The sequence below is a fragment of the Daejeonella sp. genome (assembly GCF_037719425.1).
Lineage (GTDB): Bacteria > Bacteroidota > Bacteroidia > Sphingobacteriales > Sphingobacteriaceae > Daejeonella.
The window spans coordinates 1-13723 of sequence record NZ_JBBJNI010000031.1; the positions used below are offsets into that span (position 1 = coordinate 1).

General features: G+C 40.5%; 12 protein-coding genes. 8 read left to right on the top strand and 4 right to left on the bottom strand.

The annotated features are described in order from the left end of the window. Positions 1–179: 179 nt before the first annotated feature. The gene (locus WKF69_RS06175; RefSeq protein WP_340380436.1) at positions 180–1205 is read right to left on the bottom strand and encodes a sugar kinase; all 1026 of its coding nucleotides are present in this window, start codon (positions 1203–1205) and stop codon (positions 180–182) included. Positions 1206–1423: 218 nt separating this feature from the next. On the opposite strand from WKF69_RS06175, the gene eda reads away from it, so the two are divergent. From eda to WKF69_RS06190, 3 genes are all read left to right on the top strand, one after another. Continuing rightward, positions 1424–2086 (top strand): bifunctional 4-hydroxy-2-oxoglutarate aldolase/2-dehydro-3-deoxy-phosphogluconate aldolase, encoded by a 663-nt coding sequence (gene eda / locus WKF69_RS06180; protein WP_340380438.1) that lies wholly within the window; start codon positions 1424–1426, stop codon positions 2084–2086. Between the two features lie 248 nt (positions 2087–2334). Then, positions 2335–5058: a PKD domain-containing protein gene (locus WKF69_RS06185; protein ID WP_340380440.1), complete on the top strand. Its 2724-nt coding sequence runs from the start codon at positions 2335–2337 to the stop codon at positions 5056–5058. A 260-nt stretch (positions 5059–5318) separates the two neighbouring features. Further along, positions 5319–6332 (top strand): type IX secretion system membrane protein PorP/SprF, encoded by a 1014-nt coding sequence (locus WKF69_RS06190; RefSeq protein ID WP_340380442.1) that lies wholly within the window; start codon positions 5319–5321, stop codon positions 6330–6332. Positions 6333–6489: 157 nt separating this feature from the next. Here WKF69_RS06190 and rpoN read toward each other — a convergent pair whose 3' ends face one another. Further along, a complete protein-coding gene (gene rpoN, locus WKF69_RS06195; protein ID WP_340380444.1) occupies positions 6490–7962 on the bottom strand; it encodes an RNA polymerase factor sigma-54 in 1473 nt (490 codons plus the stop codon). Positions 7963–8126: 164 nt separating this feature from the next. On the opposite strand from rpoN, the gene mscL reads away from it, so the two are divergent. The 5 genes from mscL to tsaB all read left to right on the top strand — a co-directional run bounded on the left by mscL (position 8127) and on the right by tsaB (position 10204). Further along, a complete protein-coding gene (gene mscL / locus WKF69_RS06200; protein WP_340380445.1) occupies positions 8127–8540 on the top strand; it encodes a large-conductance mechanosensitive channel protein MscL in 414 nt (137 codons plus the stop codon). A 102-nt stretch (positions 8541–8642) separates the two neighbouring features. Beyond that, positions 8643–8801: a 50S ribosomal protein L34 gene (gene rpmH / locus WKF69_RS06205; protein ID WP_079701901.1), complete on the top strand. Its 159-nt coding sequence runs from the start codon at positions 8643–8645 to the stop codon at positions 8799–8801. Positions 8802–8876: 75 nt separating this feature from the next. After that, on the top strand, positions 8877–9272 hold the full coding sequence (locus tag WKF69_RS06210; protein ID WP_340380450.1) for a ribonuclease P protein component: 396 nt from the start codon (positions 8877–8879) through the stop codon (positions 9270–9272). Beyond that, positions 9262–9498: a membrane protein insertion efficiency factor YidD gene (gene yidD, locus WKF69_RS06215; RefSeq protein WP_340380452.1), complete on the top strand. Its 237-nt coding sequence runs from the start codon at positions 9262–9264 to the stop codon at positions 9496–9498. Before WKF69_RS06210 ends, yidD begins: the two co-directional genes overlap by 11 nt. After that, positions 9449–10204: a tRNA (adenosine(37)-N6)-threonylcarbamoyltransferase complex dimerization subunit type 1 TsaB gene (tsaB, locus tag WKF69_RS06220; protein WP_340380454.1), complete on the top strand. Its 756-nt coding sequence runs from the start codon at positions 9449–9451 to the stop codon at positions 10202–10204. The genes yidD and tsaB overlap by 50 nt, the downstream gene beginning before the upstream one ends. Positions 10205–10211: 7 nt before the next feature. On the opposite strand, the gene WKF69_RS06225 is transcribed toward tsaB, so the two are convergent. Both WKF69_RS06225 and WKF69_RS06230 read right to left on the bottom strand, forming a co-directional pair. Next, positions 10212–11624 carry a DUF5723 family protein gene (locus tag WKF69_RS06225; protein WP_340380456.1) on the bottom strand — a complete coding sequence of 471 codons (1413 nt, stop codon included), beginning with the start codon at positions 11622–11624 and terminating at the stop codon, positions 10212–10214. 38 nt (positions 11625–11662) lie between these two features. Next, the gene (locus WKF69_RS06230) at positions 11663–13279 is read right to left on the bottom strand and encodes a hypothetical protein (protein WP_340380458.1); all 1617 of its coding nucleotides are present in this window, start codon (positions 13277–13279) and stop codon (positions 11663–11665) included. Between the last annotated feature and the right edge of the window lie 444 nt (positions 13280–13723).

Below are 13723 nucleotides of genomic sequence, written 5' to 3' on the forward strand. Positions count from 1 at the left end.
AATAAATGTATTTATCTTTATAAAAACTGTCAACCTAATTAAGGACGAGTCAGTTGTTCTCTGCGATCTTTGTGAAATACTTTGTGCCCTCTGTGTTAAAATAGGCGTCTTTCTATTCTTTCCAGATACAACATAGGGCTCGCCCTAAATGTTACTTTGCAGTTAGAAGGGCCTGCTGTTTATCTCTGAACACGGCCGGAGCCGTCACCGCCAACCAATGCCTTTACATCAGATAATGTCGCATGGTTAAGATCTCCGGGTATAGTATGTTTTAAAGCAGATGCAGCAACACCAAATTCAGCAGCATCAGACATCTTCATGCCGGTTACCAGTCCGTAAATGAAACCACTTGCAAATGAATCTCCGCTACCTACGCGGTCAACGATACGCACTTCATATTGTTTAGTTCTGTAGAACTCAGAGCCATCATACACCAACGCAGACCATCCATTATCAGACGCACTATGGCTTTCTCTTAAGCTCGAAGCAACGTATTTAAAACCAAATTTTTCTTTTAACTGCCTGCAAACATCTTTGTAACCCTCAAGGTTCAGTTCTCCTTTAGTTACATCGGTTCCTTTACTTGTAAAACCTAAGCTATCGTGAGCGTCTTCCTCATTTCCAATACATACGTCAACATGTTGACAAAGTCTGGACATAACTTCCCGTGCTTTTTCTTTACTCCAAAGTTTTTTACGGTAGTTAAGGTCGATACTTGTGGTAATTCCTTTAGCTTTCGCAGCTTTTAACGCAACTTCGGTTAACGCAGCAGCAGTATCGCTTAAAGCCGGAGTAATACCGGTCGTATGAAACCAGTCAGCGCCTTCGAAAATTGCATCGAAATCAAATTCTGAAGCATCAGCTTCCGATATTGCCGCGTCAGCACGATCATAAATTACTTGTGATGCACGCATTGAGGCACCAGTTTCCAGGAAATAAATCCCTAATCTTTTGCCACCCCTGGCCACATATTGGGTATCTACTCCATAACGACGAAGGTGATTGATTGCAGACTGGCCAATGGCGTTGTCAGGAACTTTAGAAACAAATGATCCGTTTAATCCATAATTGCAAAGTGCAGCAGCTACGTTTGCTTCACCGCCACCATACGTTACATCAAAACTGTCGCTTTGTACGAATCTTTTGAAATCAGGAGTTGATAAGCGTAACATTATTTCTCCAAGGGTTACGACTTTTTTAGCCATTGTTGTGTGTTAATTTAAGTTGAAAAGAAGGTTTGTTAATAAATCCTTAAGGATGAAACAAAAATACATTAATGAGCCGTATTTGAAAGTTTTTCGGATCTAAATGGGAAAAAACTTGAAATTTTGTTACTTTTTAATTACATGCAGGTGGGTGATAGAGATTTTACATAGGAAAATTCATAAAATCCCTACATTAGGGCCTCAAACTAAAATGTCACATGAGTAAGAAAGCAGAACTTTTAAAATTAATACCTGAGCAGGGAATTTTACCTCTCTATTTTTTCAAAGATGAGGAGACAAGCGTTGAAATCTTAAAAGCATTGTATAGTGCAGGCATACGGACTGTGGAGTATACCAATAGAGGCGAGGCCGCCCTGGCTAATTTTAAGAAAATGCGTTCTGTGATTGACGCTGAAATGCCTGGTATGTATTTAGGTGTGGGCACGATTAAAGACGGTGCTATGGCCCAAACATTTATCGATGCCGGAGCTGATTATATTATTTGTCCCGGATTAGTTGAAAGCGTTGCTCAGGTAGCCGACAAACATGATATTCTTTGGGTACCGGGTTGTATGACTCCAAGTGAGATCATTAAGGCAGAAACCTTAGGCGCCAAGATGGTGAAACTGTTTCCTGGGAATATCCTCGGTCCGGGCTTCATGTCAGCTATTAAGGAATTATTTCCTAATCTTTTATTTATGCCAACTGGCGGGGTGGAACTTGACAGAGGGAATATTGAAGGTTGGTTTAAAGCAGGAGTTTGCGCAGTTGGAATGGGAAGCAAACTGGTAAGCAAGGACGTGATGGAGAACAAGAAATATTCTGAACTTACAGCATCGACAAAGGAAGCATTAGAGATTATCAAATCACTTAGAAAATAATGTTTCAATATATGAGGAGAAAGCCGGAAGACAATATCTTCCGGCTTTTTTTTAACCCACAATAATTTTTTTGATTTACGGTTTAAGCAAAGTTTGATTTTTATGATACTGGTCTCGCAGTTCTGTCTGCGACCCATAAACTGCAAACCGCACTAAGATATTTTCAATTTGAACAACTGAGTTTTACCGCTTTAACGTATCTTAACTATAAAACTTTGCTATATTTTTGCCGGAACAATAAAAGAGGAATGTGTAACAGGATAATTTACGGGTTTTCGGTCACCCTCGCTTTGCTTTTTTTTCTTTCACCTGCTAAAGCTCAGAATACCTCGAATGAGGGTACAGAATTTTATGCGGCTTTCCCATCCCATGTAGCAGCCAATATCAACGGGATCAGGCCCTTAGCTAATTATTCCATCTTCATTACGGGCAAAGAAGCTTCGACAGGTATTGTCACGGTTGGGGCTTTTTCGCAACGGTTTAACCTGGCTCAGCCCAATACAGTAATCGAGATTAGGGTACCACGCGCCGACGCATACATTGACAATTTTGAATCTAATCGGGTGCTTTCAAACCGGGCTATCAGGGTGCTGGTCGATGCAGGAAAACCTAAGGTGGTGGTTTATGGTCACATCTTTGCGGGAGCACGTTCTGCAGCGTCATTGATATTGCCCAAGGATGCTTTAGGACAGCAGTACTTTAGCATGAACTATACCAGCGGGAATACCCTTGATGGTGGCTTAAATCATATAGTGGTCATTGCCAGCGAACCGGACACAAAGATATTTTTCAAACGAAATGGTGTCGATCTGATAGCAGGAGGTGTTGTGCTACCAAAGGTAGGAGATGTATATGAATATCTTTCTGATCAGGACCTTACAGGCGTAAGCGTGTCCGTAGACCCTGCGACATCTGCCTGCAAGAAGTTTGCAATGTTTTCAGGCACTACCAATTCAAGTATTACTACTGCAACCGGCTGTACTGGTACCGTCTCTTCCGATCCACTTTACCAGCAGAATTATCCGATTGAAAGCTGGGGCAAAACCTACGGGTTTGTGCCGTTTAGTTCTAAAAGTCCTTCTGGGGCAAGCGTTCGAACACAGGGGAATTACATCCGGGTTGTAGCAAAAGAAAATAATACTCCCGTTCAGTTCAATGGAGCCGTTGTTACTACTCTGAATGCTGGTCAGTTTTATCAAACTATTGCTCCTACAAATACACCCACCTATATTTCTTCTACAAAGTCGATCGCTGTTGCACAGTATTCACTTACACAGTCTTGTGCCGGAGGTGGCGTGAGTGATCCCGACATGGTGATTCTGAACCCCATTGAATATAATATTAAGAATATCACCGTTTACTCGTCCAATAAAGAAGCGATCAGTGAGAATTATGTAAATGTGCTGATTAAGACATCTGCCACGAGCAGCTTTCGGGTAAATGGAGCTTTGCCTAGAGGAACTTTTACAGCACTTACCGGATCCCCGGATTTATCATATTTGCAGCTCAATTTGAATCAGTATCCAACTCAGATATTCAATCTCTCTGCTGCTGATGGATTTAATGCGATCGCTTATGGCTTTGGTGATGTCGAATCCTATGCATATTCTGCGGGTACTAATCTCGCGTCAAACCAATCCGCATCAGCTGAAACAACTGATACAAGGGAGGTAATTAATGCCGCTTGCAGCGGGCAACCTTTCAATCTAAAGGTGACCCTTACCTCGCCCGTTTTGAGTCTTTCGTGGCAGTTCGAACCAGGTGGGCCTGTTGAGGAGCAAGCGATCTCTACATCTGTTCCTGTGGTAAGGAACGGCACTACGTATTACGATTATTATTTCCCGCGGACGATTTCTTACCAGACGGCAGGTCAGAAAAATATTAAAGTAGTAGCGAAATATCCGTCTATTGGAGGATGTGCATTAGCGGAACAACAGATTGATTTGATTCTTGATGTTTATGACCCGCCGATTTCCAAATTTAAAACCTCGGCAAATTTATGCGCCGTTACAAATATTCAATTTACCGATGAGAGTCTCGCAAATGGTAATCCAATAACCACATGGGCCTGGGATTTTGGTGATGGCAAGACTTCCAAGGAACAGAATCCTCTTCATTCATATGCTGCGCCGGGGACTTATATTGCAAAACTTTTGGTTAAAAATTCCACAAGTTGCGATGCAGCTGAATTCACCCAAACTATTATTATTAATTCGGTCCCTGTGCCCTCATTTGCTTTGTCGAAACCGGGTTGCAATAATACTAATATCACACTTACGGATAATTCGACCATCGAGAGCGGAACTATCGTGAAATGGAGTTGGGATTTTGGTGATGGTACAAAAGAGGAAAGGACTAACAATCAACCCTTTGATCATAAATATGCAAAGGGAGGGAACTTCCAGGTTTCCCTGACTGTGACAAGTAGCAATGGCTGTGAAACTACACTTATTCAAACTGCCAATGTGTCGACTCCATTTTTGGAAGCCGGGCAAGATATAATAATGATAAGGGGCGGGGCTGTTACCTTCAATGTTAACGCTACAGGTACGAATCTTCAGTACAAGTGGAGTCCTTCAACGGGGCTCGATCGGGATAATATAAAGAACCCTGTTGCTTCCCCAACCGAGGATACCCGTTACACGTTGACAATTACCTCTGAAGAGGGTTGCGTGGTCAGTGATGATATTCTGGTCACAATAGTCGACAAGCCAATTATTCCGAACACATTTACTCCCAATGGTGACGGTGTAAATGATGTCTGGAAAATTAAGTACCTTGACACTTACCCGGATGTTCGGGTTGATATATTCAACAGATTTGGCGTAAGGGTCTATGCATCTATCGGTTATTCAAGACCATGGAATGGAACTCTGAATGGCAGCGATTTGCCGGTCGGAACATATTATTACCTGATCGATCCGAAGCTGGGAATTCCTGCGTATTCAGGCTGGGTAACTATTTTGAAATAGTGATAGATTGTAAATCAATTTATTACGTATGTCTGTTATAAGTATGGGAACAATAATTTCCCAAATAGTAAGTTACATAAACAATAAAAACCATCATGAGTATACAACTCACAAATTGAAATAAATATGCTCATGATAGCTTCATTGCCTTTAAAAAACAAGCTAAAATTAAATGAAAAATTGTATCTATGCCAGATAGAGTGTCTCGATCGCTCCGCAGGCGTAACGTCGATATGTGTTGAACGCTCAATAACTGATCAATGAAGAGAATTTTACTTTTAATAATATGCCTTGGTTTTATTCAGTTTGCTTATTCACAGCAGCGCCCTCAATACACCCAGTACATATTTAATAACTTTATTCTTAATCCCGCCATTTCGGGCATCGAGAACTATATTGACGTGAAAGCTGGCTACAGGACTCAATGGCAGGGACTCGATGGAGCGCCTGAGACATCCTATATTTCAATTCATGCGCCTTTGGGTAAGAATTTTCTATTCGGAACCTCTACTTCTGTTCCTCAATCTGGTGGTACTAATCCGAACAGCAGGAGTTATATTCAAACTTATATGGCTTCAGAACCTCACCATGGGATTGGATTTCATGCCGTTTCTGATAAAGCAGGACCTATTTCACGAACAGATGTAAATGCTACATATGCTTATCATATGGGCTTGAGCTCAAATGTTAATTTGTCTCTGGGAGTGGCGGCCGGAATTTCTAAAATCTATCTTGACCGTTCGAAGATCACTTTGGAGAATCCAATAGATCAGGCAATAGGAACGGGCGACTATGATCAGCTAAAACCTGATCTAAGTGCTGGTGTATGGTTGTATGGTCCACGATATTTTGCCGGAGTTGCTGCTCAGCAGCTTTTAGCGAGTCCTATAAGCTTCAGCGATGATGCTACTTATGACCAGGGTAAAAAGGTGCCTCACATGTTTATTTCTGCAGGGTATAAAGTTTACCTCGGAGATGATTTTGCAGTTATGCCATCAGCTATGGTCAAAATTGTATCCCCGGTTCCAGCCTCTATCGATGTTAATATGAAATTAGCATACAGGGATAAATTCTGGATGGGAGGGAGCTATCGCAAAGACGATGCTTTCTCCGCTATGGCAGGGTTCAATGTAGGCTCTTTCATGAATCTGGGCTATTCTTATGATTTCACCACATCTAGCTTAAATACTGTAAGTAACGGCTCACATGAAATCGTCCTTGGCGTATTTCTGAATAACAGATATAAGGTTAGCTGCCCGCAGAAGAGTTGGTGATTTTTGAGTGGAAAGTTGAGAGTTGAAAGTTGAAAGTTGAGTGCTTGACAACTGAATGTTGCTGTTAACATTTAAAAAACTTCGACTTGAACTGCGCTTCTGCTTTATTCTCAAGCTTATTACAGCGTTTAGTAACTTATAACGTACAACTTATAACTTACAACTCCTTCCTCAGTCGCGCTACCGGAATATTCATAGCCTCCCTGTACTTTGCAACAGTTCTTCTGGCAATATTATATCCTTTTTCCTTTAATATTTCCGTCAGCTTTTCGTCTGCAAGAGGGCGGCGCTTGTCTTCCTTACCAATACATTCTTCAAGGATCTTTTTAACCTCTTTATTGGAAACCTCTTCACCGCTATCCATTTGGATCGCTTCAGAAAAGAAGGATTTTAATAAAAAAGTGCCGAATTCCGTCTGAACATATTTGGAATTGGCAACCCTGGAAACAGTTGAAATATCCATCCCGATCCTGTCCGCGATATCTTTAAGGATCATTGGCCTTAAATTCTTATCATCTCCCGTCAGAAAGTATTCATACTGATAGTTCATGATTGAATTCATGGTCTTCAGCAATGTTTGCTGACGCTGTTTTATTGCATCTATAAACCATTTTGCAGAATCCAGTTTCTGTTTTACGAATTGGACTGCCTCCTTAAGTTTTTTATCCTTTTGAGACGTCTTATCATAATGTTCAAACATCTCCTGGTATGACCTGCTTACACGTAGTTCCGGAGCATTCTGAGAGTTTAGGGTAAGAAATAATACCCCATCATTATTGCTGATGTGGAAATCCGGAATAATCTGTAATTGCTTTGTTGTGACGGCATTTGAATCACCCGGTTTCGGATTCAACTTTAGGATCTCATTGACTACATCCTTAAGCTCTTCAGAATCCATATTAAGAGATCGTTCCAGCTTGTCGTAATGCTTCTTTGTAAACTCGTCAAGATACTCTTCAACAACTATCATGGCTTTTTGCACCACGTGTGTGTGATCGCGTTTCCGCAACTGAATAAGAAGACACTCCTGAAGATCTCTGGCACCTACGCCAGCCGGATCAAACGACTGGATAACTTTAAGCATCTCAAGCACTTCATCTTCTTCAGCAAATACATTCTGGGAAAAAGCAAGGTCATCTATGAGCGAGCCAATAGGGCGGCGCAGGTAACCATCATCATCCAGGCTTCCGATAATCTGTTGACCAACACGAAAATCCTTATCCGACAAGGGAACCAGATCAAGCTGGGACTGGAGGCTCTCGAAAAATGAGCTTTGTATCGCTATAGGTATTTCTTTACGTTCCTCATCATCGTCTCCATTCTGGTCGTATTTCGATCCGTAATCATTTAGATTATCTTCCTGAAGGTAGTCGTCCACGTTAAACTCATCCATGCTTTCCTGGCTGTCTTCAGAGTTGAAGTTATCGTCGTCCGGATCACGGTCGGGATACTCCTCTGTTGGCTCGTTCATGTTAGCCAGACTCAGATCTTCAAGTGCCGGATTATCTTCCAGCTCCTCCTTGATCCGGGTATCCAATGAGACAGTAGGTACCTGCAAGAGCTTAATAAACTGTATCTGCTGGGGAGAAAGTTTCTGAAGAAGCTTTTGTTGTAGGTTTTGTCTTAACATTTGATGGTATGAAGCGTAAAATTACATAATAATGGTGGGATGGAATAAAACTTCATGAAAAATATCTCCGTCATTAGGCGTGTTTAAGGTCAGGTGATAATAATTTTGGTTATTAACATTTTAAAAGTAAATTAGATTGAACGTATAATAATTAATTATAAATTATGGCATTTATTAAGGAATTCAAGGAATTTATAACTAAGGGAAATATTGTTGACCTTGCCGTAGCGGTTATTATAGGGGCATCTTTCGGAAAAATTATAACGTCTCTGGTAGAAGATATAATTATGCCTCCAATTGGATACATGATGGGGGGTGTAGACTTTGTGGATAAAAAGATCGTACTCGTGAATGCCGACACCGTTAATAAGGTGGCAGAAGTAGCGATACGTTATGGTATTTTCATTAATACCTTAATTCAGTTTTTGATAGTGGCTCTTTGTATTTTTGCGGTGATTAAAGCAATCAACTCGCTCAAACGTAAGGAAGAAGTTGTTCCGGTAGTCGTTGTCGGACCAAGCAATGAAGAAGCCTTGCTTACTGATATACGCGATATATTGAAGAGCCAGAAGAGTTAATTTTTAAATAAACCAGCTATTTTTAATCTGTTGTTTGATTTGTGAAAAATCAACCTTATATTTGCACTCCTGTTTTTTAGAGCAATAATAGATTAAAAAGTCATGAAAAGAACATTCCAGCCTTCTCAAAGAAAAAGAAGAAATAAGCACGGATTTAGAGAGCGTATGAGCAGTGCGAACGGAAGAAGAGTATTAGCATCAAGAAGAGCTAAAGGTAGAAAGAGATTATCTGTATCAGACGAGCGTCGCCATAAAGCATAATTTGGGTGTTATTCGTAGCCTTTACGAATATTGCAGATCAAAATCTGCTTGTTGATCAGGCTAAGTAACAATCAAATGTATAGTTTTAGTAAAGAAGAACGGTTATGTAGTGTAAAGCTTATCGACAAGCTTTTTCATAGCGGTTCTTCTTTTTTGTTATACCCTTTTCGTATTATTTGGCTTAAGGAAACTCTTCCAGCTGAAAAGCCAGTCCAGGTGCTGATTAGCGTACCAAAGAAAAAATTCAAGCGTGCAGTTGATAGAAACCTGCTTAAACGCCGCATTCGCGAAATCTACCGTCTTCAGAAATCAGAACATCTTTATCCCTTTCTTACAGAACACTCGGTAACTATGATTCTGGGTATTAATTATATCGGGAATGAGATAGGAGAATACTCCTTCATGGAAAAAAAATTGAATGCCGCTATTCTGAAACTGAAGAAGGTATATATAGAAAGCCATGTGGAATAATGTAATTAAACCGGCATTTGCTGCTGTATTTCTGCTAATAATAAAGATCTATCAAACCCTGATCTCGCCTATTCTGGGCAAATCCTGTCGTTTCACCCCAACATGTTCGCATTACGGTGTTGAAGCGATAAAAAAGCACGGGCCTTTCAAAGGAGGTTGGTTAACTTTAAAGCGGATTGGCCGGTGCAATCCATGGGGTGGCCATGGGTTCGATCCGGTTCCCTGATCTTAATACTACAGTCACCATGCACGAACAACTTATTTTGCTTATCGAAACCGCTACCACATCGTGTTCTGTGGCCTTGAGCGAAGGTGGCAAAGTAATAGCTGTGAAAGAAGCGAACGAAAGAAATATTCATGCAAGCCACATTACTCTATTTATAGAGGAAGTAATGAATATCGCAGGAAAACTATATTCAGAATTGAACGCTGTTGCTGTAAGTAAGGGCCCTGGTTCCTATACAGGCTTAAGAATAGGTGTGTCAACTGCAAAAGGTCTATGTTACGCACTTAATATCCCACTATTAAGCGTGAACACCCTGGAGTCAATGGCCGATGGTTTGCTGAAAACGTACGACCTGTCACCATCATCATATCTGATCCCGATGATCGACGCAAGACGAATGGAAGTATACACAGGTATTTATACGACCGATCTTACTGTAGTTGAGGATGTGAATGCCAAGATTGTTGACCAATCTTCATTTGACCAATTTCACGGTGATGAGCTAATCTTATTTGGCGATGGCTCGGGAAAATTCGAAGAGTTATTTTCAACACAACCCAATATTAAGTTTCTGGATTTTGAAAATTCTGCAGCTCATATGGCTTCTATAGCTGATAAAAAATTGATGACCGGAGACATCGAAAATATGGCCTATTTCGAGCCATTTTACTTGAAGGACTTTGTGGCAATCAAAGCCATTAAGTGAGCCCGCTCTATTTGTCTTTTTTTCTAAATATGCCTTTGAAAAACCGAGCTGCCCATGGCTCGTTAAAACCAGGGATAAAGTTGGCGTTTGCCGGATGCTCAAGAATCCGCCCGAATTTTAGACCGAATCCCATATAAAAAGACATACCTGTATATCCCGAAGAATACGGCCCCGTATCCCGTTTGATATCCTTGATGATTTCCAGGCTTTTTAACAGCTGATCGCTGCCTATAAAAAATTCGACATTAGGTGATTTTACCATGAGCTGACTACCTATGGCAAGATATTTACTCGTGTTATAGTCAGCAGAGGCTGTAAATACGAAATTCCGATAATGGTAATTATTTGTCAGCACAATATCTGCCCCATCATAGAATATGCTTTTAGACAGAATAAGGTTAGGCTGATAATTTCCGTAATTTTTATTGATCAGCACTTCGGCCTTGCCATTCAGCACACTGAAGTAGGATCTGTTTGTTATGCTATTGCTTATTCTCTGATCAAGACTGTCTGTAAGCCTGTTATCAGCTGAAGAATTAGAAGCATTGATAATTTCAATGTTTGATGCATCAAAGTTGTATTCGTAGGAGTTTTTATTCCATTTGATAAAACCAATGTCTTTCAGATTGCCCATCACAAACCAACCGTTTCGGAATTTGTAACTCCCGCCGGCGGTCAATGAAAGACCCGGATTTTTAAAATATGGTTTTATAGACTCGGAATCAAAATTGTCAAACTTAAAGCTCGTCCGCAAATTCCCGACCATGGAAACATCGAGTATGTCCTGTTCCTGGTCAATGACTACGTCCGATTGAATTACCTTGAAGGAAGTGTAAGTTATTCCGCTTAACATGCTTCCTTTGGCTCCAATAGATAGTCTCTTATTTAGGTCCTGCCGGTAAGATAAACTAAACTGGTGGTAAGATTGATTATATCCCTTGTTGTTGAAAAGCCCTTTCGCTGATGCAGTATTATTAAACAAATCGTAGTCGTCAAATATGGCAAGGGTTTCATTGGTCGCTTTAATCCTGGCGTCATCCCTTACTTGCCAGGATAAGCCTATTTCCTGAGACTTTTTAACAGTATGCAGCCAGCGAAGCATAACTATATAGGTGTTGGTGTTAAAAGTAATCGTGTTGAATTTATTTTCTCCGATTGCAATGTTATCGCCGTTTACAACACCATCATAGATCAAGGGTTTGAAGGCCTCTTTAGCCGAACCGCTCGCTGCCGCATTAATTGTAACCGTCGGAATGAAAAAATTAAAAGCAATCCTGCGACTGGTGTCTATTTGATAAGCGCTTTGGGAAGGGTTCTCAAAGACATCGTACAGCGTACGACTGTTATAGAGGTTAAATTGCTGTGCCATAACCGGCGCGGCACAAATTAGAAGAGAGAATAACCAAAACGTCCTTTTCAAAATGTATGTTTAATCGTGTTAACAATATTTCGTGATAATTAACGATTATTACCCTGACTATATACGAGCGAATCGGCAGAAAGTGCGGGTTTATTTTCATACCCAAGATAGAAATTTGTGAAGAAATGTTCTTTATTGCTCGTCAGCTGATAGGAGAAACCGTAAAAATCTCTGAATCCATATTCATTACTTTGGAAAACCTGCGAATAATCCTTTTTTAACAGGCTCTTGACGAGGTTTCCTGAATTTTTCAACTGAAGGAAAAATGATATGTTGCTTTGATCTGCGACAAGCTGGTCAAACCGCGTAAATGATTCATTCTTATATAATAATCGATCTCCATTATAATCATTCAAAAATCGCTGGACAGTGCCCGGGGAGTTCGAAATTATTACAAGGTTGTCGGTAATCGCAAAGTAAGGCTTGTTGTATTTCTTCAAAGGATCACCAAAGTAATAATAGAACAGGTTCTCATAATTCATTTTTTTTACGACATCGGAATAGGCTGCGCTAAGGGGATCTAAAAAGAACTGCAATTGCCTGCCATTGGAAATTCTGATTACGGCAAGATTTTCAAATGTTGATAGCTGAATATTGCTGAATTCGTCACCCCAGAGTTTTTTGATATCACGATCAGGATTTATACCGGTTTCGGTAATTATTAGCTGCATCTGTTCTTCCAATGAGGCCAGCTCTTTTCGAATACCAAAAAGGCGCTTTACATCTGTATTAAACTGGCTATAGTCCGATAAACCGTAGCATATAGCGTTTGATACGTTGTGAGGAATGATCCTTTTAATTGTGTTTTTGACAGGCTCCTGTTTAAGGAACAAGTTTAGATACCCATCGTGCCGTTCTGTTATCCGTGTGATACCATTGAACATCAGAGCATCGCTTTTGTAATTCAAATGGAGATATGTATACGCCGCGAAGCTGCTAAATAAACCAAAGTTTCCCGTGGGATTTTGACTGAAAAACGGTTTCATGAATCCAGGCTCGCTGTGATTAATAAACAAGCTGGACAAGGCATCGTCATCCCGTAGCATCGCATCATTTATCTCTTTAATATATTCCTTGTCTATCTTTTTGCCATTTTTATCCAGACTCGAAAGGACCAGGGTTTTTGAAAAGCTGCCTCGCGCTATGCCTCGATCTATACCAATATAAAATGTGTCTTCTATTGTACCGTTTTTGAGTTCTATAACCGAAATACCTGTGCCCGTTGTAATTTTAACTTGATTGTCACCCTGCTTACCAACGACTTCTTGTACATCAGATAGCTCTAAATCTTCCTGCAACGGCATCACCCATAAAAACTGCACACTATCGGTTGATATAGGATGGAATGATAGGAAGACGTTTTGTCCTTGAGTGGCGCTAAGGAGATCGCGATTGTTAAGAAGCATGGATTTTAACCAGGAGAGTTCTTTTTTTTTCTTATTTCCTGTAATCGCGTCGAATATCGTGTAATCTTTAAAGATCTCGTAAAGGCTATTGTCATTTGAGAAATTGAAGATCAACGATGCATCTGACGGAATGGCTGCCAAAGTTTTATCATTGCTTCTGCTGTCGCCGGTTAGGCTTGAGAAATACAAATACGCTATGGAAAATACAGCAAGCACTAAGACGGTTGTAATTCCAAGTATTATTCTCATAAGATAGCCTTTTCACAAAATTATAGTTTTAAGCATTAGCGAAAGAACACTTTACACCTTTGTTTGATGTTATCGAGTTGAAGATACTTATTTCAAATGTCTCTGAACGAATGTCATCAACCGGAGGGAGGTGGTATCCTTTGCTGGTTGCTTTGTCTGATCTAAGTTTTATCTTTAAGAGATGAAACATTTGTTGCTAAATCTACTCTCTTTAATTTCCCTGGATTGTTCGGCCAGGTGACTGCAGGCAGAGTTTTGGAAGCCAGGACAAACAACCCTATCAAGAGCCAATATCTGCATTGAAGGATCATTTCGAACAAGCGTGGCTGCACAACGGGTCCGGGATTTACTCTCTTTTGAATATTGACACTCTCAAGTCCTAAAGGGTTTTTACGGAAGCACTTGCATCCTACATGCAGGAAGGCTATTTTTAGCAATCTAAAC